Here is a 22,165-nt window from a genome sequence, read left to right on the forward strand (position 1 = left end):
CTACGCCGACTGCACGCGGTGCAGCTCCGCGTAGCGGCCCCCGGCCGCGAGCAGCTCGTCGTGCGAGCCGACCTCGACGATCCGGCCCCGCTCGAGCACCACGATGCGATCCGCCGAGCGGATGGTCGACAGCCGGTGCGCCACCACCAGCGTGGTGCGCCCCTGCATCAGCCGCGCCAGCGCCTCCTTGACAGCGGCCTCCGACTCGGGGTCGAGCGCGCTCGTCGCCTCGTCCAGCAGCAGCACCCGCGGGTCGCGCACCAGCGCGCGGGCGATCGCGATGCGCTGCCGCTGACCACCCGAGAGCCGGGCGCCGCGCTCGCCGACGACCGTGTCCCAGCCCTCGGGCTGCGACGCCACGATCTCCAGCGCGTTCGCGTCGCGGAGCGCCGCCCGCACCGTCTCGTCGGGCACGGGCCCCAGCCCGTAGGCCACGTTCTCCCGGATCGACCCCTCGAACAGCACCGACTCCTGCGGCACCACCGACACGAACCGCCGGAACGACCGGAGGTCGAGCGTCTCCATGTCGACCCCGTCGAGCAGCACCCGCCCCGACGCCGGCCTGAGGAACCCCAGCACCAGGTTCAGCATCGTCGACTTGCCCGACCCGCTCGAGCCGACGAACGCGATGGTCTCCCCCGGATGCACGTGCAGCCCGATCCCGCTCAGCGAGTCCGTCTCGGCACCGGGGTACCGGAACGACACGTCGTCGAGCTCCAGCTCGCCCCCCACCCGCGCGACGGCGACCTTCCCCTCGTTGTGCTCCAGATCCGGATCCTGCAGCACCTCCGCCATCGACCGGATCGACTCCGTGCCCCGCGCCACGATCGGCAGCAGCATCAGCAGGTTCGTCATGCTGCTCGTCAGCAGCGCGAAGTACGAGCTCAGCAGCACCACCTGCCCGGCGGTGATCGGCAGCCAGCCGCTGATCGACACCCATGCCGCGAGCACGAGACAGCCCACCCCGAGCAGCTGCAGGCTCACCCACGACAGCGACGCGAACCGCCCGTTCAGCAGGTCGAGGCTGAACCCTGCGGTGCGCACCCCCTCGGCCCCGTCGGCCACCCGCCGCACCGCCGTGCCCTCGACGCCGTGCGCCCGGGTGATGGGCATCAGCGTCGCCATCTCGCCGACCCGCGACGAGAAGTGCTCCATCTCGCGCCGGAACGTCTCGTTCCGCCGCGCCGAGCGCTTGCCGAGCACGTACCGCAGCATCACCGCGATCGGGATGGTCAGCGCGTACACCGGCAGGAACGCCGGCACGTTGATCGCCGTCATCGTCACGGCTCCCGCGAGCACCATCACCGACGAGAGCAGCGGATGCGCGGTCTGCTGCAGCATCAGCTCGACGTTCTCGACGTCCCGCACCACCTTGGTCTGCACCACCGACGAGCTGGCCCGCGAGTGGAAGCCGATCGACAGGTTCTGCAGCCGGGAGGCGAGCCCGTTGCGGAGATCGGCGCCGATCTGGCGCACCGCGGTCATGAACAGCTTCGTGTACATGACGTGGTTCGGGTAGTTCTGCAGCAGCGCCACGAGCGCGACGGCCGTCCAGATCGCGAGTGAGCTCATCGGCCCGCCGTCGACCACGATGTCGATCACGGCGCCGGTGATGACGGGCAGCAGCCAGAGCGGGATGTCCTTCAGCACGAAGAACAGCACGGCGACGGTCACGCGGCGGCGGTGCATCCCGAGCAGGCGCAGCACGGTGCGGCCCGGATGCGCGCCGTCGACGATCCCGTCGATTCCGTGCCCGGTAAGCGCTTTCTTGGCCATGGCCTCATCCTCCCATCCGTCGCCCCGTCGCCGCACCCCCGGCAGACGCACGGATTCCCGCCGCCGAGCCCGTGGAGGCGTCGGCGGCGGGAATCCGTGCGTGAAGGCTGCCGCTACTTGCAGCTCAGCGCTGCGTGGGGAACCGAGTAGCTCGAGTGGTACCCCACCCCGTCGACGAACGAGTACGCCGTGACGCTCGCCGTGCCGGCCGGGACGCTCACCGCGCCCGAGCCGACCAGCGAGTACGCCGCCTTGCCGGCCGCGACCGCGGTCACCTTCTTGTCCGTGCCGAGCACCGAGAGCCGCACATCCGCCGGCCGACCGGAGTCGTTGTAGGCGTAGACGGCCACGTGCGCCGTGCCGTTGACGCACTGCGACTTGGCGTTGACGGCGAGGCGCACCGGCTGGGATCCGGTGACGACCGCGGTCGCCGACGGCGCCGAGACCGCCGACGGGCCGATGTCGCTGAGCGCCACCACGCCGGCCGTGTACGAGCCGGCCGGCACCGAGGCGGCGGCGAAGGAGGCTCGCAGAGCATCCGCCCCCACCGTGGTCTCGATCGGGGAGCCCGCCCCGTCGACCGGGGTCAGCGTCACCCGGTACCCCGTGAGCGCGGAGGTGCCGGGCGAGGCCGGCGCCTTCCAGGTCACGTTCACCCCGGCGCTGTCGACGCCGATGCCCGGCGCCGCGACCGGCATCGGCGGCGCCGAGAGCGGCACGTTCGAGAACGCTATGTCGGAGGCGAGGTAGAACGAGGTGTAGCTCGGCTGGTTGTAGGTGGTGTTCTGGCGCGCGACCTCGACCCGGTACTGCGGGTCGTGCATCAGCGTGTACAGCTTGTGCGAGGTCACCTCGGTGCTGACGTGGATGTTCAGCGCGCTCGAGTCGGCCGAGCGCAGGATCAGCTCCTCGCGCCAGTCGCCGAACACGTCGGCGACCAGGTTCGCCGTGCCCTTGGTGCCGTTGTTCGTGCGCTCGCCGGTGGCGGTGAGCAGACGGCCGCGGGTCCAGTCGTCGATCGTCGGGGTCGCGTCACCGCTGCCGTTCACGAGCTGTGTGGTGAGGTCGCCCGCCCAGCGGATCGACTGGTTCGTGCCCGGGATCGCCGTGCCGAGGCTCTCGCCCGACGCCGAGCGGAGGCGCGTGGCCCAGGTCTCGAGCCCGGGCACGGCGGGGTCGACGTCGCCGACCATGCCGCGGCCGGTGTCCTTGCCGCTGTACTCGCCGTAGATCAGCTCACCGGTGGCGGCGTCGCGCAGCGCGTAGCCGTGCGGCGCGTAAGCCGCTCCCTCGTGCACGGTGAAGATCTCCAGGCCCGGTCGCGCCGGGTCGATGTCGGCCACGTGCATCGCGTCGCCATGGCCGAGCTTGGCCTCGGTACCGGGCGCCGCACTGCCCTCGGGCAGCGTGTCGTAGGAGCTGTAGAGCAGGCTGCCGTCGTCGTCGAGCGTCGCCGATCCGTAGACGATCTCCTGCCTGCCGTCACCGTCGACGTCGGCCGCGCTCAGCGAGTGGAAGCCCTGCGTCGTCAGCCGGCCCCACTCCGGGCTCGTGCCCTCGCGGCCGTGCGGCGAGTCGTTGAACGGGTTCGACATCGGCACGAAGCCGCTGTCGACGAGGAAGCGCTGGGCGAGGTTCTCGCCGTCCCAGTCCCAGGCCGCGACGGTCGCGCGGGTGTAGTAGCCCCGGGCGAACACGGCGGACGGATGCTCGCCGTCGAGATACGCGACACCCGCCAGGAAGCGGTCCACCCGGTTGCCGGGCTCGATCCGCGACATGGCGTAGTCGCCCCAGAGCAGCCCGTCGTCGGTGCGTCCGGGGGTGTACGGCACGGTCTGCAGCTCGGCACCGGTGGCTCCGTCGAAGACCGTGAGGTACTCGGGGCCGTCGAGGATGAAGCCCTCGAAGTTCCGCAGGGCGTTGCGGGCGCTGCGGGAGGGCGCGTAGACGTCGATGAAATGATCGACGAGTTCGCGCGCATCCGCTTCGCTGAGGGGGTAGTCGTGCGTGACGGGGATGCCGAAGGCCTCCTCGAGCGTGGCCGGCCAGGTGCCGTCGACGACCTCGGGGCGGGTCGACCAGCCCTGGAAGACCTCGACGAGGTGGTCGGCGTACTCGGCTGCGCTGAGCCGGTAGTCGTCGTCGTTGCCGTAGCCCGCCGCCACGTCGGACTCGGGGAGGGTGACGAAGGCGTCGTTCGTGACGGTACCGCCCTCTCCGTAGCCCGTCGACTTCGTGCCGGGCGCGGTCTTCGTCATGAGCTCGGCGCGGCCGTCGCCGTCGAAGTCGTAGACCATGAACTCGGTGTAGTGGGCACCGGCGCGGATGTTCACGCCGAGGTCGATGCGGTTCAGCAGCGTGCCGTCGAGCTCGTAGGTGTCGAGGAAGACGGTGCCGGTGTAGCCGACCTGGGAGACGTCCTTGGCGTTCGACGGATCCCACTTCACGATGAACTCGTAGGCGCCGTCGCCGTCGACGTCGGCCACCGAGGTGTCGCTCGCGGAGTAGGTGTAGGCCTCGCCGGCGGGGGTGACGCCGTCGGCGGGCTTGGTGAGCGGGATGCTCGTGACGGCGTCGCTCGTGCCGCTGGTGCTGCCCGCCAGTGCTGTCGCCGTCCTGCTCTGGGCGCCCTCCTGTCCGCCGAGCACGGGGGCGACGGTGTAGCCGCTGTCGGCCGTGCCCTCGGGGTCGTGGAAGTTGGTGCTGTCGGTGACGTCGGCGATCTTCGCGCCGTCGCGGTAGACGGCGAAGTCGGCGCCGGTGAGGCCGGTGTTGTTCGCGCCGTAGGCCTCGCTCTTCAGCAGGCGCCAGCTGAGGAAGACGCCGTCGCTCGTGGGGGCGGCGACGAGGCCGCGGTCGAGCGCCTCGAGCTTCGGGGTGCCGGGGGTGGCTGCCGCCGCCGCCGCTGCGGTTGCCGGTGCTGCTGATGCTGCGCCTGCCGTCCCAGCCGTTGTTCCGGTCGCCGGTGCCGTCCCGGCCGGTGTCGCGGCGAACGCGGCCGGCGCGGCCGTCAGAGCGAGAGCGGCGGCGGTCACCCCGACCAGTCCCGCGCGTCCTGCGCGTCCCGCAAGTCCTGCGCGTCCCGCACGTTTGAATCGATTCATCATTGAACCCCTATCACCGGAAAGCCCTTTCCCGATTGCGGGCCAAACTACCACCCCCCTTTGGGGGAGGTCAACGGTCTGGACTCACCTCGTCCGCGACGTCATCCGCGACGCCGGGCGACCGCGTCGGCGATCGCGGCCACCGCGAGCAGCACCCCGTTCCACAGGGCCGCCCCGACGAGCGCGGCGATCGGCAGGATGACGATCCCGTACTGCTGCTCGCTCCACAGCGCCGACAGCGCGAGCACGGCGAACCCGATCGTCCCGACCCCGGCGACCACCCGCGCCACCGCCGCCACGACGCGCGCGGGCCCGGCCGGCCCCGCCGTCCGCCGCCGCGCCCCGCGCACGCCCACCCACATCGTCGCCGCGCCCGCCACCAGCAGCACGACCGGCACGACGAACAGCAGGGCGGCGGCTCCGGACATGGCGCGAGCCTATCGCCGCCCCCGCCATCCGTCACCGATCGACAGCGCCGACGCGCCACGCACTGCCGAGCCGAGCCACCGAAGCCGCTGGCCGACAGCGCCGACAGCGCCGACGCGCCACGCACTCCCGAGCCGAGCCACCGCACGGGGACCACCGGCCGATAGCGTGGAGCCCATGGAAGCGAGAGCAGTCACCGTCGGCGTCCCCGTGCGAGACCTCGAGCGGGCGATCGAGTGGTACCGGGCGGCGTTCGGGCTGGGCGAGCCCGATCTGGTGCCGATGGAGGGTCTCGCCGAGTTCGACCTCGGCGCGTTCTGGCTGCAGCTGGCCGCCGCGCCCGAACGCGCGGGCCGCGAGGGCCTGACGGTGAACATCAGCGTGGCGGATGCCGGCGGCCTCCGCGACGACCTCGCCGGCAAGGGGCTCGAGGTCTCCGAGCTGCAGCGCTTCGAGGGCGTCGTCGAGTTCTTCGCCCTGACCGACCCCGACGGCAACACGATCGGCTTCGTCACCGAGCTCGCCTGACCGGCGACGAGGCCCCCGCGTCGACGGCGCAATCCCCGCGTCGACGGCGCAGGCCAGCCGCCTAGTGCTGCTCCGGCCCCGCCGGCCCCCCATGACCCGGGTCGTCGTCGGGCGTCTGCCGCCAGGCGTGCCGTGTGCCCCAGAAGACCATCGCCACGGCCAGGATCGCGAACGGCACCCCGACCAGCCAGTTGTCCATCGTCAGCCACAGCGCCGCGGCGAGGACGAAGAACACGACCCCGGTCGCGACGTGCTGCTGCGAGGTGCTGTCCGACGATCCGCTCATGCCTCCACGCTACGAAGACCCGGCCGGCCGCGCATCCCCCGCGCGACGGATTCACCCCTCCGGCGGCTGCTCGATCAGCGTCAGCTGCGTTCCGTCAGGATCGATCAGATACCCGGCCCGCATTCCCCAGTCCTGCCGCCGCACCGGGTGCAGCCGCGGCATCCCGACCGTTGCCTCAGGCACACCGGATGCCCGGATCGCCGCATAGAGCTCGTCGACGTCGCCCACCCGAACGGTGCACATCGCGCTGCTCGAGTGCGGATCGAGACCCGGCGCGGCGTAGAACTCGAGCTGCACCGACCCGCGGGCCAGGATCATCCACCCCTCGTCCCGGAACACCCGCCCGAACCGGAAGGCCCCGTAGAACGCCTCGGTGCGGGCGAAGTCCCGCGACGGCAGATTCGGCACGGCCCGATCGATTCCCGCTGTCATGCGCCCATGCTGTCACGGCACGCGGCGGCCGTCACCTCCGCCGGACCCGCCCGTGCCGTCAGAACCACGAAGCCGCTAGAGCCACCCGTTCTGCTCGGCGATCCGCGCCGCATCCGCCCGGTTGCGCGCCCCCGTCTTGCCGATCACCGCCGAGAGGTGGTTCCGCACCGTCCCCTGCGACAGGTGCAGGATGCGCGCCAGATCCGCGATGGACCCGCCCGTGCGCGCGGCCGCCAGTACGTCGGTCTCGCGCTCGGTCAGCGGCGAGTCGCCCTGCGCGAGCGACTCCGCCGCGAGCGAGGGATCGACCACCCGGAAGCCGTTCGCGACCCGCCGCACGGCGTCTGCGAGCTGCGCCGACGGGGTGTCCTTCACGACGAACCCCGACGCCCCCGCCTGCATGGCCCGCACGAGGTAGCCGGGCCGGCCGAACGTCGTGACGATCAGCACCCGGCAGGAGGGCAGCGCCGCCCGCAGCCCGGCGGCCGCGGCGATGCCGTCCAGCCCGGGCATCTCGATGTCGAGCAGGGCGACGTCGGCCTCCGCCGAGCGGGCCGCGGCCAGCACCTCGTCACCGCGCCCGACTTCCGCCACCACCTCGATGTCCGACTCGAGCGAGAGCAGCGCGGCGAGCGCCCCGCGCACGAGCGCCTGGTCATCGGCGATCAGCAGCCTGATCACGAGCGGATGCCCGCCCGCGCCCGAGGCAGCGTCACCGTCAGCGCGAAGCCCCCGAGCTCCCCCCGCCCCACCTCGAGCGTCCCCCCGACGGATTCGACGCGCTCGCGCAACCCCCGCAGCCCCGTGGACGGCGCGGCCGACGGTCCACCGACCGCCGTCACGACCGGGCCCGTGCCGTCGTCGTCGATCGTGACGGAGTCCTCGGCGATGCGGATCCGGCACCGGCTCGCACCCGCGTGCCGGACGACGTTGGTCACCCCCTCGCGGATCACCCAGCCCACGAGCTCCCGCTGCGCGGCGGGAACGACGTCGGTCGACGAGGGCAGCTCGGCCCGCACTCCCGCGGCGTCGAGGGCGCCCCGGGCGGCGGCGAGTTCGCCGCTCGCGGTGGTGCCGCGCACGCCCGACACGGTGGCCCGCACGTCGGCGAGCGCACCCCGGGCGATCGTCTCGACGTCCTGGATCTCGGCCCGCGCTCGGCCCGGGTCGACGTCCAGCAGCCTCGCGGCGAGCTCCGACTTCACCGTGATCACGGTCAGCGAGTGACCGAGGATGTCGTGGATGTCCCGCGCCACCCGTCCGCGCTCGCGCTCGGCGGTCACCGCCTCCAGTTCGGCCTGCGTCGCACGCAGTTCGTTCACCACGGCGATGGTGCGCGCGAACGCCGACATCATCAGCGAGATCGACAGGATGATGACGGGCTGCACCAGCAGGGCATCCGACCACGGCTCGGTCAGCACCCGCACGACCAGCGCGCCGAGCGTGAGCGCCAGGATCGCGGCGATGGTGCGGGGCCACGAGAAGACGCACATGCCGACGGTCACGCCGACGTAGGTCCAGAGCCCCACGACGTCGGGCCCCAGCCAGGGCACGAACAGCAGCGTGAGGGCGAGCACGGCGAGGCAGACGACGACCCTCCCGCGCGTGCCGAAGGTCCACGCCACCGGCGGGGCGGCCAGGAAGCAGACACTGAACAGCAGCACCAGCGCGATGCCCGTGGCGTTCTCGAGCGGCGCCCCCGGCTCCCGGAGGATGGCGGGGACGGTCGAGAAGACCCAGAACAGCGAGAACGTCGCCCCGAGGTACCAGCTGAAGGCCCGCCGGGACGCGAGCGCCCCGGGAAGAGCGGTGGTGGGGTCGGGGCCGGCCCCGGCCGGGCGGATCGGCCACCCCGGCCCGAAGCGGCGCGGCTCACGGATCTTCGTCACGCGCCCACCCTAGAGGGCCGGCCGCGCATCCTCAGACCCGCTTCGTGTCAGGGCGGAAGAACACGACCGTGCCGACCAGGAACACCGCGAACCAGACCAGCGCGTTCACGAGCGCGCCGAGGTCGAAGCCGTCACCGGTCAGCGGTGCCCGCGCCAGCTCGCTGATGCCGTACACCGGGGTGAAGGCGGCGATCGTCTGCATGAAGTCGGGCATGCTGCTGACCGGATAGAACAGGCCTCCGATGAACGCGAGAAGCACGATCGCGAGACTCGTCACCTGCGCCGCGTTCTCACCCGGCACGAGGTAGCCGACCATCAGACCGAGGGTCGTGAACACCGCGCTGGCGAGCAGCCAGCCGACGAGGCCCGTCGCGATCCACTGCACGGGGGTGAGCTGGATGCCGCTGATCGCGCCGACCAGGTAGGTGGCCACCACGGCGACCAGCCCGAGCAGCATGCCGGCGATCATCTTGATCACGACGTTGACCAGGGGGTTCAGCGGCGTGAGCCGCAGCTGCCGGCTCCAGCCCTGTGCCCGCTCGACCGCGACTGAGGCACCGGTCTGCGTGGCGGACATCATCGCGCCGTACATGGCCATCGAGACCATGATGAACGCGGCGACGGACGGGCCGCCGTCGGCGATCGCGGTGCCGGTGAGCGGGGTGTCGCGAAGGGGATAGCCGATGATCAGGAACATCATCACGGGGAAGATCAGGGTGAAGATGAGCGTGCGCTTGTTGCGGAGCTTGCGGGTCAGCTCGATGCGCAGGTAGGTCAGGGTGAAGCCGCCGAGCGGTGGCACGCGGCGGTCGAGGCGCACGGGGTCGACTGCGGCGGCTGACGCTCGGGCTTCGGTGGTGGTGGCAGCCGAGGCGGCGTCGGTCATGCGGATGCTCCTTCTGAGGTGAGGGCGAGGAAGACGCTCTCGAGGTTCTGAGCCGTGATCTCCAGGTCATGGGCGGCCGTGCGGGTGAGCAGGTGGCGGGCCAGGGCGTCGGAGTCGCTCGTGTGCAGGGTGACGCGGTCGCCCTGTACCGTCACGTCGTCGACGGCGGGCAATGCGGCGAGCATCCGGAGGTCGGCATCAGGCAGGGTGACCTGCACGATGCGTCCCGAGACGAGGTTCTTGATCGCGGCGGTGGCGCCGTCGGCCACGATCGCGCCCCGGCTCATCAGTACGATGCGGTCGGCGTACTCGTCGGCCTCGTCGAGGTAATGCGTCGCGAAGAGCACCGTGCGACCGCGGTCGGCGTCGGCGCGGATGGCGCTCCAGAACGCCCGCCGCCCCTCGACGTCCATCCCCGTGGTGGGCTCGTCGAGGATGAGCAGGCCGGGGTCGCTGAGGAGCGCCATGGCGAAGCGCAGCCGCTGCTGCTGGCCGCCCGAGCACAGGCCCACGCGGCGCCCCGCGATCTCGCTGATGCCCGCGCGCTCGAGCACCTCGGCGACGGGGCGGGTCTCGGCGAACAGGCTGGCGGTGAGGTCGAGGGTCTCGCGCACGGTGAGATCCTTCAGCAGGCCGCCGGTCTGCAGCACGGCCGAGACGAGCCCCCGCGCGATGGCGGTGCGGGGGGCGAGCCCGAAGACCCGTACCTCACCGCCGTCGGGGTTCGTCAGGCCGAGCAGCATGTCGATGGTGGTCGTCTTCCCGGCGCCGTTCGGGCCGAGGAACGCGACGATCTCGCCGGGGCGCACGGTGAGGTCGACGCCGGTGACGGCGCGCACTCCACCGAAGCTCTTCGAGAGGGAGGCCGCCTCGATGGCGGCGACGGAAGGGGAGGTCATGCCTCCACCCTGCCGACCCGGCCGCCCGGATGCGCCTGCGGACTGTCACGCCCCACCCATGACATCCGTCACTCGCCCCGCGGCACCGTGGCGGACGCGGCGGCTATGACGGGGTCGGCGGCTGCAGGGATTGGGCGAGCATGACGATGATGCCGCTGGGGCCGCGGAGGTAGGTCAGCCGGTACCGGTCGAGGTAGGTGGCGACGCCGCGCAGAGGGTGGCAGCCATGACGGGCGGCGACGGCCAGCGCCTCGTCGATGTCGTCGACCGAGAACGCGACCCGGTGCATCCCGATCTCGTTGGGGAGGGTGGGCGAGGTCTCGATCGCGTCGGGATGCAGGTACTCGAAGAGCTCGAGCTGGCCGGCGCCGTCGGGAGTGACGAGGATCGCAATCTTCGCGTGGTTGCCGTCGAGGCCCACGGCCATGTCGGCCCACTCGCCGCTGATCGTGTCGCGGCCGGCCACGGTGAGGCCGAGGTCGGTGAAGAACGCGATCGCCTCGTCGATGTCCCGCACCGCGATGCCCACGTTCTCGAGCCTGATCGCCATGGCCCCACGCTACGAGCCCCAGCGCCCGAGCGCCAGGGCCCGAGCCCCAGGGCCCGAGCCCCAGGGCCCGAGGCCCAGCGCCCGAGCGCCAGCACTGGTCCCATCACCGGCACCCCGCGCATCCGGTCGAGCCCCGCGGGGGACGGACGAGCCCGGCTCAGCCCAGGTTGATCGCGACGACGAGCCCCACGAAGCACAGCGTCACGAACCCCACGACGAGGATCGTGCCCGCGCTCCACGAGGTGCGCAGCCTCCCCCTCCCCGAGTCGACGTGCCGCGCCCCGCCGTCGGTGACCGCCGCGCCGATACCCGGCTCGCCTCGCGCGACCCGCTCGTCGCGCCACCGCCCCCAGCGCTCGATCCGGTCGTCGAGCGCGTCGACGGCCGCGGCGAGCGCCTCCCACCGCTCGGCCCGGTCGGTGACGAGGTCGCGGGCGCTGATCAGGAACATCCAGTCGTCGACGATCTCGACGTCGAGGCCGCGCAGGTGGTCGACGAGCCGGGCCATCACGTCGGGCGTGAACAGGTACAGCGCATCCCGCTCATACCCCTCGGGGCTGTACAGCCGGAAGTACCGGTCGAAGTCCCCCTCGAGCTGGAGCACCTGCGTCTCCCGCAGCGCCGCCGAGGTGTGCAGCGGCCGCCGCGGCCCCTCCTCGCTCTGCAGCAGGATGTTCGGCAGCGCCACCGGCAGCCGCAACGCGCAGTACCCGCCGAACTGCGGCGCCGTGTTCTCCATGGTCGAGTTGATCAGCTCGTAGTTCGCGAACTCGACCCCGCGCTCACCCGGCGTGCGCAGCACGCGGTACAGGTTAAGGGCGCCGCGCCGCCGGAACGGCGAGCCGAGAGCGGCCTTCGTCGGCCCCGGGCTGTACGTCATGCCGTTCGCCGCGGCGAAGCCCATAAGCCTATGGTGCACGCGCGGCCGGGGGCGACGCCGCCGCAGGCGAACCCACGCCCATCCGCAGATCACCCCGGCGAAGAGCATCAGCCCGCCGATCACACTCTGCACCATCACCGCCTGCACGACGTCGGGGCCGCCCTCGCCGATCGTTGCGACGACGACCAGAACGAACGCCAGCAGCCCGATCGGGGCCGTGACGGTGGCGAACCCGAGGACGAATCGACGGAACACACCCGCGAGGTCGCGCGCCTCCGGGTGCGCAGCGACGAGGGCGCGCCACGAGCGGCCCACGTCACGGCGGTGCACCGGTTCGGCGAGTGCGGTCGTGTCGATGGGTGTGGTCAACGCCCGCGCGGTCGTCCGGCCCCCGTTCGCGTGAGAATGCGCCACCAGACGATAGTGACCCGAACGACGGCGGCCCGCCAGGCGGCCGGCACGGTCATCCGCCCTACTGGTCGAAGAGAGGGTCGGCGGCCAGGTCGCGGAAGGCCTACCGGGCATCGGGCGGGCAGATGCTGCTGCTGCTGTCGGGGTGCTGCGGTCGCCCGGCTGCGATCAGCGGGCCGCGGCGGCCTCGCGCAGCCAGTGCTGGGCCCGCCCGATCAGGGCCTCCGCCACCGGCGTCTCCTTGGCCCAGTTCTCGAAGCCGTGCGGCGCCCCCTCGACGATGTCGCTGGTCACCGGCACCCCGGCACGCGCGAGCGCCTCGGCGTAGGCGCGGTCTTCGGCGGCGAACAGTTCGATGTCGCCCCAGGTGAGGAACGCCGGCGGCAGCCCCGCGAGGTCGGTGCGACGTCCGGGTGCCGCGTACGGAGGCACCGTCTCGGCACCGACCGGGCCGCCGAAGTAGCCCGACCAGCCCTCCCGGTTCGCGGCGTTGTCCCAGACGAAGTGCTGCTCGGCGTCCAGCTCGGGGCGGGCGGCGGTGCGGTCGTCGAGCATCGGGGCGAAGAGCCACTGCGCGCACGGCTGCACTCCTCCGTCGTCGGCGAGGCGCTGCACGAGGGCGGCGGCGAGACCCGCCCCAGCGCTCTCGCCGCCCACCGCGAGGCGCCTCGGGTCGATGCCGAGCGAGGCGGCGTGGTCGAGCATCCACCCCCACGCGGCCCGCACGTCGTCGTGGGCCGCGGGGAACGGATGCTCGGGAGCGAAGCGGTAGTTCGCCGAGACGATCACCATGCCGAGCCGTTCGGCGGTCGAAAGGCAGAGCGCCTCGTCCTGCCGGGCGTCGCCGAAGAGGAGGCCGCCGCCGTGGATCCAGAGCAGCCCCGCCCCGCTCAGCGACCCCTGCGGCCGGTAGACCCTCAGCCGCACCGCGCCGGCCCGCGCTCGCTCGACCTGCACCGCCTCGGACTTGGGCACCGGCATCAGCCGCACCGCAGTGCGTACGAGCCACCGTGGCGCGGACACCTGCGCCCGCTTCATCGGCTCCCGCAGCTCGGGCAGCACCCGCTCGACGTCCATCGCCGCTCCTCTCGCTCGCGTTCCCAACCTAGCCCTTCCGGACACTCTTGTCCGGAAGCCTCAGCGAGCAACCGCGCCGGTCAGGCGATGAGCACCAACGCGAACGCGAACAGCGTGAGCGCCCACAGCACCAGCACCCCCGACGCCACGGTGCTGTGAACCGCCACTCCCCCACCTCCGAGAGCCGCGGATGCCCCCATCGCCCGCACCCCGAACACCAGCCCCGCAACACCGAACCCGACGCAGCAGAGCAGCATCGACACGAAACCGCCGACGACCGTACCGGTCAGCGCCACCCCGGCGGCGGTCGCCCAGATCGACGTGGCCATCACGACGAAAAGCAGCACTAAACCAATGCGCAGCAGAAGCAGCGCCCGTCTGGCCAGGGCATTCGCTCCTGGCCAGAACGCGCGCGCATGCGCCTCGCCGAACAGTCCGGGCTTGGCAGCACGGTGGTCGAACTTCGTCCAGCTCGCGCCCGACCACCAGCGCTCGCGCGCCGGGTCTTGCGGGTCGGCGTACCAGCCGGGCGGAAGCAGCACGCCCTCGGTCTGATCGCTCATCGCCAGCCTCCTCCACTGACGCCATCGCCGGGCGCCTCCGCGATTGTGGCATGGCCCTCCCGGCCGCCGCGTACGCTCCCGACGAATAATCGGGGGTACGGCGACCATAGTGGCGGCGGTACCCCCGATTATTCGTCCGGAGCGTACAGACGGGTGCCGCGGTCAGCGCCAGTGGGCGAGTTCGATCGCCAGGAGGGCGCGGGCGCGCGCGATCATGCCGCGGACCGTCGAGACCGGGAGGCTGAGGCGTCGGGCGATCTCGTCGTAGCTGAGGTCGTCGAGCTGGCGGAGGTGCCAGCAGCGCCGTTGCGCGTCCGGCATGGCGTCGAGCACCCGCCGGGCGTCGGCCGCGAGCGAGGAGCGGCGCGCCGAGTCGTCGGGGTCGGGCTGGTCGGCGGCGAGCATCCGGTGCTCGAAGGGGTCGCCGTCTCGGGTGCGCACCGCCGCCGTGCGGAGGCGGTCGTAGCTGCGGCGGCGGGCGGTGGTGACGAGCCAGCCGGCGATGGACTCGCCGTCGATGACGCTGTCGGCATGGGTCCAGGCGGCGAGGAAGGTCTCCTGCACCACGTCATCGATGTCATCTGTGCTTCCGAGGGCGCGGTACGCGACCTGGCGGAGCAGGCCGGAGTAGCGCGTGACGATCAGCGCGAAAGCCCGGTCGTCGCCGGAGGCCGCCCGCACGACGAGCACACGGTCCGAGTCCCACGAGAGGTCGTCGAGCGGACTCGGCGGCGCGACCGACGGACGACGGGTGACGATCGGGGCACTGGTTCTGGGTGACATGCGAACTCCGGACATTTGATCAATACGTGTGCATGATTCGTCGCGAGTCGACCGCCCGCTTGGCCCGCCCGTGCCCCCAGTAGAGGGGAGGCCGACCGAGGGGCGCCTTGACCTGGAGCGCGGTCCAGGATGCACCATGGCTGCATGGCCTCCATCCCGCTCCCCACGCTCGACGCCGACATCCCCGACGAGGGCCTGTCGATCGGCGCCGTCGCCGAGGTCACCGGCCTCAGCATCGACACCCTGCGCTACTACGAACGCGCCGGGCTCCTGCTCGACCCCGCACCCCGCGACCCGGGCGGCCGCCGGCGCTACCGCCGGAACGACCTCGACTGGATCGCCGGCCTGATCATGCTCCGCGAGACCGGCATGAGCATCGCCGACGTGCGCCGCATGGCCGAGCTCAGCCGCGTCGCGGGCACCGAGGCCGAGCGGCTGGTCGTGCTCGGAGAGCACCGGATGCACGTGCTCGACGAACTCGCCCGCACCCGCGCCCATCTCGCCGCCCTCGAGTCGAAGATCGCGGCCTACACCGAAGCCGTCTCCCGGAAGGACACCGAATGACCACCCCCATCCCTGCCACCCCTCCCACCTCCCTCGTTCCGCTGGGCGACGGACTGACCGTCTCGCCGATCGGCCTCGGCGCGATGGGCATGAGCGCCTACTACGGTCCGAGCGACGAGGCCGAGTCGATCGCCACCCTGCGCCACGCCCTCGACCTGGGCGTCACCTTCATCGACACCGCCGAGGCCTACGGTCCGTTCGAGAACGAGAAGCTCATCGCCCGCGCACTCGGCGACCGCCGCGACGAGGTCACCATCGCGACCAAGGCCTCGACCGAGACCGACGACGACGGCACCACCCACGGCCGCAACGGTACGCCCGCCTACCTCCGCAAGGCCGCCGAGCGTTCGCTCCGCCACCTCGGGACCGACCGCATCGACCTCTACTACCTGCATCGCGTCGACCCCGATGTGCCCATCGAGGAGAGCGTCGGCGCCCTGTCCGAGCTCGTCGCCGAGGGCAAGGTGCGGCACATCGGGCTCTCGGAGGCCTCGGCGTCGACGATCCGCCGGGCGCACGCCGTGCATCCGCTCGCCGCCGTGCAGTCGGAGTTCTCGCTCTTCGCGCGCGATGTGCTGCACAACGACGAGAAGGCGACCATCGACGAGCTCGGCATCGGCTTCGTGGCCTTCTCGCCGCTCGGCCGCGGGTTCCTGACGGGTGGCATCCGTTCGGTGGACGACCTCGACCCGGCGGATGCGCGGCTGACCCTGCCTCGCTTCCAGCCCGCCGCCATCGCTGCGAACCTGACCCTGGTCGAGCGAGTGGAGACGATCGCGGCCGAGAAGGGGGCGACGTCGGCGCAGATCGCGCTGGCGTGGCTGATGGCGCAAGGGGTCGTGCCGATCCCCGGTACACGGCGGCGCAGCCGCCTGGACGAGAACGCCGGGGCCATGGCGGTGAGGCTCGATGCGGCCGACCTCGCGCGGCTCAGCGAGTCGCTGCCGGAGGACGAGATCGTGGGAACGCGCGACTACGTGGCGCATGCCCCGGGCGTCGATCGCTGAGGCGATGCTCGGCGGCGGCTGCGGTCGCTGAGGCGGGCTTTTCGGCAACGTGGACTCGGCGGGATGGCGGGAGTAGCCTCCCGGCATGTGCAGGAACATCCGCGTGCTCCACAATTTCCAGCCGCCCACGACCGATGACGAGGTGCGGGAGGCGGCCCTGCAGTTCGTGCGCAAGGTGAGCGGCTCGACGCATCCGTCGCGGGCGAACACGGCGGCCTTCGACCGGGCCATCGACGAGATCGCGGCCGCCACCCGCCGCATGCTCGACGAGCTCGTCACGAACGCGCCGCCGAAGAACCGCGAGGATGAGGCGATCAAGGGCCGCGAACGCCACGAGAAGCGCATGGAGCGCGAGGTGCGCATCCGCACCGCGGCGGTCTGACGGGCCGCCGAGGACGCGGGGGGCGCGGGGGGCGGGCCTAGCGGCCTAGGGGCGAAGGGCCGACGAGGGTGCTCGGGCCCAGCGGCGTAGGGCCGACGAGGGCGCGCGGGCCTAGCGGCGCAGGGGCGAAGGGCCTCCGCGCAGGGGCGGGGGCGGGCGCCCAGAACGGCGGGGCGCCGAGAACTCTGGGGCGCCTAGAACGGCGGAGCGTCTGGGAGGTGGATCGGGCCGCCCGGCGAGCGCGGGCGCTGGTGCGCTCGGGGTTGCGGGGCGGGTGGGGAGTGGTCGGGCGGGCGGGTGGTGTGTCGGGCGCCCGACGGGGAGGTCCAGTGCAGCGCCCGGGCCTCGCCCGCCTTCACCTCCCACCCCGTCTGGTGCTTCACGGTGTGGTGCCGGCGGCAGAGGGCGGCGAGGTTGTCGAGGCTGGTCTCGCCGCCGTGGGCCCAGTCGGTGGTGTGGTCGACGTCGCAGCGGTCGGCACGGCGGGCGCAGCCCGGGAAGCGGCAGGTCTCGTCGTCGAGCACGACGGCGGCCCGCAGATCGGCCGGCACCTTGTAGCGGTCACGACCGACCGAGAGGCGCTGCCCGGTGACGGGGTCGGTCAGGATGCGCAGGAACGACGGCGCCCCCGCAGCCAGCCGCCGTGCGGTCTCGAGCGGGATCGGCCCATAGCCCCGCAGCTCGCCGCCCTCGTCGGAGCGACCCAGCAACGACAGGGCCGGCACGGTCACGACGATGTTCGCGGTGATCCCGCGAGCACGCGCGGAGGTGTCACCGTCGCGGTGCAGAAGCAGTTCGACGAGACCGTCGGCCCGCAGCTGGGCATGCGTGCGCGTCTCGTCGGGCGAGCGCAGGGCGCGCCCGAGCTGGTCGAGCGTGTCGTCGATGGCGAACGCGGCGACGGCCGGCAGATGACAGACCACCGTCGCCATGCCGTCGCGCTCCTTCTCGACCCACACCGCCCGCTCCTCGCGCGCTTCACGGTGGCGCACGTCGATCGACTCGGGGTGCATCCGCTCTCGCACGGCCCGCGCATGGGTGGCCAGCTGGGAGGGCGTCTGCGTCTCGGCCTTCGCGGTCGCCGCCACATCGAACTCGCCCCGCGCCGCCTCGGGCAGCGTTCGCGCCTGCCGCACGACCGCCTGCGCGTGCTGGTAGCTGATGGCACCGCGGGCCAGCGCATCGAGGGTGTGCGGCAGGAACTCCTCGAGCGCCTCGGCCTCGTCGATGCGCTGCGCCGCGGTCGCCTCGGGCAGGCGCAGCGTGGTCGCGATCTCGGCCACCAGCGACCGCCGCGCGTGCTCGAGCGACCCGCCCTCCAGCCCCGCGAGCCAGTGCGCCTTGCGCGCGGCGGCCGCGAGCAGCACAACCGCCTCGGCCTCGAGCACGGCCTGCCGAGCCCGGATCTCGGCCACCGCATCGGCGTCAGCCCCGATCCCCCGCAGCAGCGACTCCCGCGTCTCCAGAACCGAGGCGCCGGCGACAACAGGCCCAGCGGCGAGGGCGGATGCAGAGGCGAAGGAAGGTTTCATGAGCTTGCTTCAATTCTAGTGACAGCGAAGCCCTCCAGCAAGCGATTCCCCAGATCACGCAACAATTGATCCCATCCCGACCACACCCTTCGAGGGCAAGCGCGAAGCGCGCGGCAGCACTTGACGAACTGCCGCGCGCTCCGCGCTTGCCCACCAGATGATCGGGTCGCCTCCCCGATAAACTCACGCCCATGGTCGACCAGGTCACCACGGCTTACTCCCAGAGATCAGCCGAGTACACCGAGCTCTTCGGGTCGATGCGGCACGTGCATCCGTCAGACCTCGCCCTCGTCACCACCTGGGCCGCGAGCGTCGACGGCCCGGTCATCGATGCCGGCTGCGGGCCCGGCCAGTGGACGGCCTTCCTCACCGAACGAGGCCTGTCAGCCCGCGGCGTCGACCGGGTGCCCGAGTTCGTCGCCCGCGCGCGCCGCAGCTACCCCGGCGTGCCCTTCGCGCTCGGCAGCCTCGACGCGCTCGACGCCGCCACGGGTTCGAGCGGGGGTGTGCTCGCGTGGTACTCGCTCATCCACCGCGAGCCGTCGACGATCCAGGATGCTCTGCAGGAGTTCCACCGCGTGCTGAAGCCGGGCGGCGCCCTCCTGATCGGCTTCTTCGAGGGTGCCGCGCTCGAGCCCTTCGACCACGCCGTCGTGACGGCCCACCGCTGGCCCGTCGACCGCCTCGCGGCCGAACTCGAGCTCGCCGGGTTCGGCGTGCACGAGAAGCACGTGCGCGTCACCGCGGGTGAGCGCCCCCAGGCCGCGATCTGGGCGCGGGCCTGAAGGCGGGCGGGGGTCAGCCCGCGCCCCACCTTGGGATCGCAGCTCGGTAAGCGGATGGACCGCCGGCGCTCGGTCACGTCGAGGGGGTCGGCTCCTCCCTGCGGCGGGACTGTGCGACGAAGCGGCGGAGCGCCGAGTAGCGGAACTCCTGATAGAGGCCGTGCAGGACGGCGAGCAGCGCCGCCGTTCCCAGACCGATCAGGATGGACGGGGTCGTCTGCGAGGTGGACTGGACGACGAGGATCGCGACGCCGGCACCCGCCACCATCGAGTTCACGATGGCGATCACGGTCGCCGTCGGGAAGAACACGCCCACCCACGACTGCCGGCGACCGATGGGCAGCATCTCGTTCGGGCCGTGCGGGCCGGTCGGGCGCGGGAAGTACCGCGCCGCTCCCGGCAGCGTCGTGGCGTAGACCGCTCGGATGCGCTGGATCGCCTCGAGGGCGGCGACATCCTCGAGCGAGATCTCGACGAGCCGCTCGTACGAGAAGAGACCGAGGAGGAAGATCACCGGGATGACGACCATGAGGAACCCCAGCGCGTAGTCGGTCTGTGCCAGGAACCCGAACGCGACGAGACTGCTGGAGAGAGTCGTGAGGTACAGGGCCGCACGACTGCTGGCCTCGCTCACGGTGATGCCTCGGGCGGATTCGAGCACGAAGTGCTCGTTCATCAGGGCGCTGTAGAAGGCCCCTGCCCGGTCGGACAGCGCCTCGATGGCCTGGTCGGCGGTCGGGAGATCGCCGACCGCCGCCGGCTGGGGACTGGAGCGAGCTTGTCCGTCAGTCACCGGCCGCGGCCTCTCGCACGGAGAAGAGGTTGCCGAACGGGTCGAGCAGCTGACACAGCCGCTCCCCCGTGAACACGGTCTTGGGCCCCCGGTGCGCGACGGCGCCGTGAGCGGTCCACTCCTCGACGAAGGCGTCGACGTCGGGAACGGTCCAGTACGGGCTGGTGCCCGCCGGGCCGGGCGCGTTGAGCTCGTCCCTCCGGTGCAGCGTCAACCGCGTCCCGTCGAGGTCGAAGGCCACGAGCGCCCCTCCTCGCACCACGGGCTCACGATCGAGTCGTGCCGTGTACCAGTCGACCGCCTCGTCCAGGTCGTCGACGAAGTAGAAGACGTTGCCGACGCCCGCGAACTCCACCCGGGTCACGCCCGGACCGCCGAGAAGACGTCGTGGAGGAAGGCCAGGGACGGACCGATGGCCGCCTCCGTGTACCCCTCCGCATGGTGGGTGCCGGGAATGAGCTGGAGCGTACTGGCGACCCCTACCTCCGCCAGTGCCGCCTGCATCGCACGAGCGTCGCTCACCGGCACGAACTCGCCCAGCGAGTTGGCCAGGAACACCGGGCCGCCCGTGGGCGAGGCATGGCGGGCGGTCGACGCCTTCGTCAGCAGGCTGCGGTCGCCGCCGACCTCGTCGAGGATCGTCCAGCGCAGGAACGCGTCGTTCCGGCCCGTCTGGTTGATGTCGGCGCTCTTCATGGCATTGAGATCCTGCGTGGTCGGCGTGGCGGGAAGATCGTCGGTCTGCTCGACGATCGCGAGGAGGTCGAACATCCCCGACCAGCTGACCGCAGGCCTCCCGGTGGCGATGCTCGCCTCGACCACGAGGTTTCCGCCGGCCGAGCCGCCGAAGAAGGCGAGCTTGGTGCGATCGAAGGCCCGGTCAGACGCGAGAGCCCACTGCGCGGCGGTGAGGACGTCCTCCTTGCTCGCAGGGAACGTGTGTTCCGGGGCCTCACGGTAGTTCGGCGCGAAGACGATGTAACCGGCGTCGACGAGCTTCGTCGCGAGCGACACCTCTTTGCTCTTGTCACCGCGGAACCAGCCACCGCCGTGAACCAGCACGATCGCGGCTCGATCCGAGTCGGCCTCCGCCGAGACGTCCCTGCTGTAGATGTCCATCAGCAGCGAGACCTGCCCGACTGCTCCGTACTCGACATCGAGAACCACCGACTGCTCGTCCGACACGGGGACCCCTTCCCGAGCTGCGGCGGATGCCGCGCTCGAGCCAGAGCCTAGAGGCCCGTGCGGCGCCGAGGGTCACCCTGCGAGGGCCACCAAGACGCACGACCGCGTGCCGCAGACCCACGCGGCCGGGAAACACGAAAGGCCCGGAAGACCGGGCCTAGCTTGCTGGGGTACCTGGACTCGAACCAAGAACAACTGAACCAGAATCAGCCGTGTTGCCAATTACACCATACCCCAATGGCCTTCACCGGAGTTCGGGCCGTCGTCTACCCTAGCCTATCCGCGGCCGGGCGCCAAAAGCACCGCGAGCGTCCCACGCACCGGGCTCAGAGTGCCCCGCCCACCGGGCTCAGAGCGGCGCGATCACCGCGTTCCGCACGTGCTCGTAGACCACCGAGGTGCGCACGTCGGCCACCTCCGGCCGCTCGGTGAGCCGGTCGATCACGAACCCGTAGAGGGCCTCGTTGTCGGGCACCGCCACGTGCACGAGGAAGTCCTCACTGCCCGAGGTCACGAACACCCCGATCGTCTCCGGCAGCTCGCTCACCCACGACCGGAACCCCTCGATGTTCTTCCGGGACGGCGGCCGGATGCGCACCGCGATCATCGCCTGCACCCCGCGTCCGAGCGCGGCGAGGTCGACGGCGACGGTCGATCCGGTGATGACACCGCGGTCGCGCAGGGCCCGCACACGGTCGAGTGCGGTGGTCGGCGCCACCCCGACCGAGGCGGCGAGGTCGCGATTGGTGCGCCGTGCATCCGTCTGCAATTCGCGCAGGATGGCCGTGTCGAGTGCATCCAGCGAAGTCATTCGGCCCCTTTCTCCGTACGATGTACGGCATGATTGCGTGAGTGTCGTTCGGGTGAATACTATCGCCGCAGTCGGCCGTGTGGGCCGGCAGCACATCGAGCACTGAGCACGGAGAGAACGACGGATGCCCGCGACCCCCGCCTACCGCCCCGAGGAGATCCTCGCCCACGAGTCGACCCGTTCGGCGCGACTGAAGTGGGTGGTGGTGGTCGACACGGCCCTCGAACCCGGACGCCTCGCCAACGCCGTGGCCTGCGTCGCCGCGGCCACCGGGGAGGCGGTGCGGGGGCTGCAGGGGCCGGGTGGTCCTGACGCGAGCGGGGCCGAGCATCCGGGACTCGCCTGGGCCGGCTGCACGGTGCTCGGCGCCGGGGCCGAGCAGCTCGCGACCGTGCGCGCCAAGGCCGTGGCGGCGGCCGCCTCGGCGGAGACGGATGACGATGCCGTCTGGATCGCGGACATGCCGCTCGCGGCGCAGACGACCCGGGTCTACGACGAGTACCTCGCCGAGCTCGCACGCACCGCACCCGAGCAGCTGCAGTCGCTCGCGCTCAGCATCGTGGGCCCGCGGGCCACCGTCGACCGCATCGTGAAGAAGCTCAAGCTCCTCTGAGCG

Annotated in this window: 25 protein-coding genes and 1 tRNA gene; 6 read left to right on the forward strand and 20 right to left on the reverse strand. The window is 71.8% G+C overall.

Annotated features, from left to right (window positions below; all coding sequences use genetic code 11):
* From BJ984_RS16785 to BJ984_RS16795, 3 genes are all read right to left on the reverse strand, one after another.
* Window positions 1-1,776, reverse strand: coding sequence for an ABC transporter ATP-binding protein (locus tag BJ984_RS16785; protein ID WP_179548975.1), 1,776 nt, complete (start codon window positions 1,774-1,776; stop codon window positions 1-3).
* Window positions 1,777-1,889: 113 nt separating this feature from the next.
* A complete protein-coding gene (locus BJ984_RS16790; protein WP_373877427.1) occupies window positions 1,890-4,811 on the reverse strand; it encodes a rhamnogalacturonan lyase family protein in 2,922 nt (973 codons plus the stop codon).
* Between the two features lie 170 nt (window positions 4,812-4,981).
* Window positions 4,982-5,308: a hypothetical protein gene (locus BJ984_RS16795; RefSeq protein WP_179548976.1), complete on the reverse strand. Its 327-nt coding sequence runs from the start codon at window positions 5,306-5,308 to the stop codon at window positions 4,982-4,984.
* 175 nt (window positions 5,309-5,483) lie between these two features.
* Between BJ984_RS16795 and BJ984_RS16800 the strand changes: the two genes are divergently transcribed.
* Entirely contained in the window at window positions 5,484-5,834 is a 351-nt protein-coding gene (locus BJ984_RS16800; RefSeq protein WP_179548977.1) for a VOC family protein, read from the forward strand.
* Window positions 5,835-5,895: 61 nt separating this feature from the next.
* Here BJ984_RS16800 and BJ984_RS16805 read toward each other — a convergent pair whose 3' ends face one another.
* From BJ984_RS16805 to BJ984_RS16855, 11 genes are all read right to left on the reverse strand, one after another.
* The gene (locus BJ984_RS16805) at window positions 5,896-6,120 is read right to left on the reverse strand and encodes a hypothetical protein (protein ID WP_179548978.1); all 225 of its coding nucleotides are present in this window, start codon (window positions 6,118-6,120) and stop codon (window positions 5,896-5,898) included.
* Window positions 6,121-6,171: 51 nt separating this feature from the next.
* The gene (locus BJ984_RS16810) at window positions 6,172-6,552 is read right to left on the reverse strand and encodes a bleomycin resistance protein (RefSeq protein WP_179548979.1); all 381 of its coding nucleotides are present in this window, start codon (window positions 6,550-6,552) and stop codon (window positions 6,172-6,174) included.
* A gap of 75 nt (window positions 6,553-6,627) precedes the next feature.
* A complete protein-coding gene (locus BJ984_RS16815; protein ID WP_179548980.1) occupies window positions 6,628-7,233 on the reverse strand; it encodes a response regulator transcription factor in 606 nt (201 codons plus the stop codon).
* Window positions 7,230-8,441 carry a sensor histidine kinase gene (locus BJ984_RS19150; RefSeq protein WP_271206511.1) on the reverse strand — a complete coding sequence of 404 codons (1,212 nt, stop codon included), beginning with the start codon at window positions 8,439-8,441 and terminating at the stop codon, window positions 7,230-7,232. Before BJ984_RS19150 ends, BJ984_RS16815 begins: the two co-directional genes overlap by 4 nt.
* A 31-nt stretch (window positions 8,442-8,472) precedes the next feature.
* Window positions 8,473-9,327 (reverse strand): ABC transporter permease, encoded by an 855-nt coding sequence (locus BJ984_RS16825; protein ID WP_179548981.1) that lies wholly within the window; start codon window positions 9,325-9,327, stop codon window positions 8,473-8,475.
* Window positions 9,324-10,226, reverse strand: coding sequence for an ABC transporter ATP-binding protein (locus tag BJ984_RS16830; RefSeq protein ID WP_179548982.1), 903 nt, complete (start codon window positions 10,224-10,226; stop codon window positions 9,324-9,326). The genes BJ984_RS16825 and BJ984_RS16830 overlap by 4 nt, the downstream gene beginning before the upstream one ends.
* A gap of 103 nt (window positions 10,227-10,329) precedes the next feature.
* Complete coding sequence (locus tag BJ984_RS16835) at window positions 10,330-10,776, reverse strand: VOC family protein (protein ID WP_179548983.1); 447 nt, start codon at window positions 10,774-10,776, stop codon at window positions 10,330-10,332.
* Window positions 10,777-10,933: 157 nt separating this feature from the next.
* Window positions 10,934-12,025 carry a hypothetical protein gene (locus tag BJ984_RS16840; RefSeq protein WP_179548984.1) on the reverse strand — a complete coding sequence of 364 codons (1,092 nt, stop codon included), beginning with the start codon at window positions 12,023-12,025 and terminating at the stop codon, window positions 10,934-10,936.
* Between the two features lie 210 nt (window positions 12,026-12,235).
* On the reverse strand, window positions 12,236-13,144 hold the full coding sequence (locus tag BJ984_RS16845; protein WP_179548985.1) for an alpha/beta hydrolase: 909 nt from the start codon (window positions 13,142-13,144) through the stop codon (window positions 12,236-12,238).
* Window positions 13,145-13,224: 80 nt separating this feature from the next.
* Window positions 13,225-13,707, reverse strand: coding sequence for a DUF2510 domain-containing protein (locus BJ984_RS16850; RefSeq protein ID WP_179548986.1), 483 nt, complete (start codon window positions 13,705-13,707; stop codon window positions 13,225-13,227).
* A gap of 162 nt (window positions 13,708-13,869) precedes the next feature.
* Entirely contained in the window at window positions 13,870-14,490 is a 621-nt protein-coding gene (locus BJ984_RS16855) for an RNA polymerase sigma factor (RefSeq protein WP_179548987.1), read from the reverse strand.
* 144 nt (window positions 14,491-14,634) lie between these two features.
* Here BJ984_RS16855 and BJ984_RS16860 point away from each other — a divergent pair, with 144 nt between their 5' ends.
* From BJ984_RS16860 to BJ984_RS16870, 3 genes are all read left to right on the forward strand, one after another.
* Window positions 14,635-15,054, forward strand: coding sequence for a MerR family transcriptional regulator (locus BJ984_RS16860; protein WP_179548988.1), 420 nt, complete (start codon window positions 14,635-14,637; stop codon window positions 15,052-15,054).
* The gene (locus BJ984_RS16865) at window positions 15,051-16,061 is read left to right on the forward strand and encodes an aldo/keto reductase (protein WP_179548989.1); all 1,011 of its coding nucleotides are present in this window, start codon (window positions 15,051-15,053) and stop codon (window positions 16,059-16,061) included. Before BJ984_RS16860 ends, BJ984_RS16865 begins: the two co-directional genes overlap by 4 nt.
* 85 nt (window positions 16,062-16,146) lie before the next feature.
* Window positions 16,147-16,443, forward strand: a complete 297-nt coding sequence (locus BJ984_RS16870) for a DUF2277 domain-containing protein (protein WP_179548990.1) — start codon at window positions 16,147-16,149, stop codon at window positions 16,441-16,443.
* Between the two features lie 194 nt (window positions 16,444-16,637).
* On the opposite strand, the gene BJ984_RS16875 is transcribed toward BJ984_RS16870, so the two are convergent.
* Window positions 16,638-17,975, reverse strand: a complete 1,338-nt coding sequence (locus BJ984_RS16875; RefSeq protein ID WP_179548991.1) for an HNH endonuclease signature motif containing protein — start codon at window positions 17,973-17,975, stop codon at window positions 16,638-16,640.
* Window positions 17,976-18,166: 191 nt separating this feature from the next.
* On the opposite strand from BJ984_RS16875, the gene BJ984_RS16880 reads away from it, so the two are divergent.
* On the forward strand, window positions 18,167-18,760 hold the full coding sequence (locus BJ984_RS16880; RefSeq protein ID WP_179548992.1) for a class I SAM-dependent methyltransferase: 594 nt from the start codon (window positions 18,167-18,169) through the stop codon (window positions 18,758-18,760).
* A 73-nt stretch (window positions 18,761-18,833) separates the two neighbouring features.
* On the opposite strand, the gene BJ984_RS16885 is transcribed toward BJ984_RS16880, so the two are convergent.
* From BJ984_RS16885 to BJ984_RS16905, 5 genes are all read right to left on the reverse strand, one after another.
* A complete protein-coding gene (locus BJ984_RS16885) occupies window positions 18,834-19,553 on the reverse strand; it encodes a hypothetical protein (RefSeq protein WP_179548993.1) in 720 nt (239 codons plus the stop codon).
* Entirely contained in the window at window positions 19,546-19,917 is a 372-nt protein-coding gene (locus BJ984_RS16890) for a VOC family protein (RefSeq protein WP_179548994.1), read from the reverse strand. Before BJ984_RS16890 ends, BJ984_RS16885 begins: the two co-directional genes overlap by 8 nt.
* Window positions 19,914-20,672: an alpha/beta hydrolase gene (locus tag BJ984_RS16895; RefSeq protein ID WP_179548995.1), complete on the reverse strand. Its 759-nt coding sequence runs from the start codon at window positions 20,670-20,672 to the stop codon at window positions 19,914-19,916. Before BJ984_RS16895 ends, BJ984_RS16890 begins: the two co-directional genes overlap by 4 nt.
* Window positions 20,673-20,903: 231 nt before the next feature.
* A tRNA-Gln gene (locus tag BJ984_RS16900) sits at window positions 20,904-20,975 on the reverse strand.
* A 112-nt stretch (window positions 20,976-21,087) separates the two neighbouring features.
* The gene (locus BJ984_RS16905) at window positions 21,088-21,549 is read right to left on the reverse strand and encodes an Lrp/AsnC family transcriptional regulator (protein WP_179548996.1); all 462 of its coding nucleotides are present in this window, start codon (window positions 21,547-21,549) and stop codon (window positions 21,088-21,090) included.
* 124 nt (window positions 21,550-21,673) lie between these two features.
* Here BJ984_RS16905 and BJ984_RS16910 point away from each other — a divergent pair, with 124 nt between their 5' ends.
* Window positions 21,674-22,162 carry a DUF2000 domain-containing protein gene (locus BJ984_RS16910; RefSeq protein WP_179548997.1) on the forward strand — a complete coding sequence of 163 codons (489 nt, stop codon included), beginning with the start codon at window positions 21,674-21,676 and terminating at the stop codon, window positions 22,160-22,162.
* Window positions 22,163-22,165: the final 3 nt, after the last annotated feature.

Source organism: Herbiconiux flava (assembly GCF_013409865.1).
Taxonomy (GTDB): Bacteria; Actinomycetota; Actinomycetes; order Actinomycetales; family Microbacteriaceae; genus Herbiconiux; species Herbiconiux flava.

Excerpts from the sequence above, each read along its gene's own strand:
- BJ984_RS16785 (WP_179548975.1), bottom strand. The coding sequence starts at position 1,776 with ATGGCCAAGAAAGCGCTTACCGGGCACGGAATCGACGGGATCGTCGAC.
- BJ984_RS16795 (WP_179548976.1), bottom strand. The coding sequence starts at position 5,308 with ATGTCCGGAGCCGCCGCCCTGCTGTTCGTCGTGCCGGTCGTGCTGCTG.
- BJ984_RS16800 (WP_179548977.1), top strand. The coding sequence starts at position 5,484 with ATGGAAGCGAGAGCAGTCACCGTCGGCGTCCCCGTGCGAGACCTCGAG.
- BJ984_RS16805 (WP_179548978.1), bottom strand. The coding sequence starts at position 6,120 with ATGAGCGGATCGTCGGACAGCACCTCGCAGCAGCACGTCGCGACCGGG.
- BJ984_RS16810 (WP_179548979.1), bottom strand. The coding sequence starts at position 6,552 with ATGACAGCGGGAATCGATCGGGCCGTGCCGAATCTGCCGTCGCGGGAC.
- BJ984_RS16825 (WP_179548981.1), bottom strand. The coding sequence starts at position 9,327 with ATGACCGACGCCGCCTCGGCTGCCACCACCACCGAAGCCCGAGCGTCA.
- BJ984_RS16830 (WP_179548982.1), bottom strand. The coding sequence starts at position 10,226 with ATGACCTCCCCTTCCGTCGCCGCCATCGAGGCGGCCTCCCTCTCGAAG.
- BJ984_RS16835 (WP_179548983.1), bottom strand. The coding sequence starts at position 10,776 with ATGGCGATCAGGCTCGAGAACGTGGGCATCGCGGTGCGGGACATCGAC.
- BJ984_RS16845 (WP_179548985.1), bottom strand. The coding sequence starts at position 13,144 with ATGGACGTCGAGCGGGTGCTGCCCGAGCTGCGGGAGCCGATGAAGCGG.
- BJ984_RS16850 (WP_179548986.1), bottom strand. The coding sequence starts at position 13,707 with ATGAGCGATCAGACCGAGGGCGTGCTGCTTCCGCCCGGCTGGTACGCC.
- BJ984_RS16855 (WP_179548987.1), bottom strand. The coding sequence starts at position 14,490 with ATGTCACCCAGAACCAGTGCCCCGATCGTCACCCGTCGTCCGTCGGTC.
- BJ984_RS16860 (WP_179548988.1), top strand. The coding sequence starts at position 14,635 with ATGGCCTCCATCCCGCTCCCCACGCTCGACGCCGACATCCCCGACGAG.
- BJ984_RS16865 (WP_179548989.1), top strand. The coding sequence starts at position 15,051 with ATGACCACCCCCATCCCTGCCACCCCTCCCACCTCCCTCGTTCCGCTG.
- BJ984_RS16870 (WP_179548990.1), top strand. The coding sequence starts at position 16,147 with ATGTGCAGGAACATCCGCGTGCTCCACAATTTCCAGCCGCCCACGACC.
- BJ984_RS16875 (WP_179548991.1), bottom strand. The coding sequence starts at position 17,975 with ATGAAACCTTCCTTCGCCTCTGCATCCGCCCTCGCCGCTGGGCCTGTT.
- BJ984_RS16880 (WP_179548992.1), top strand. The coding sequence starts at position 18,167 with ATGGTCGACCAGGTCACCACGGCTTACTCCCAGAGATCAGCCGAGTAC.
- BJ984_RS16895 (WP_179548995.1), bottom strand. The coding sequence starts at position 20,672 with ATGGACATCTACAGCAGGGACGTCTCGGCGGAGGCCGACTCGGATCGA.
- BJ984_RS16905 (WP_179548996.1), bottom strand. The coding sequence starts at position 21,549 with ATGACTTCGCTGGATGCACTCGACACGGCCATCCTGCGCGAATTGCAG.
- BJ984_RS16910 (WP_179548997.1), top strand. The coding sequence starts at position 21,674 with ATGCCCGCGACCCCCGCCTACCGCCCCGAGGAGATCCTCGCCCACGAG.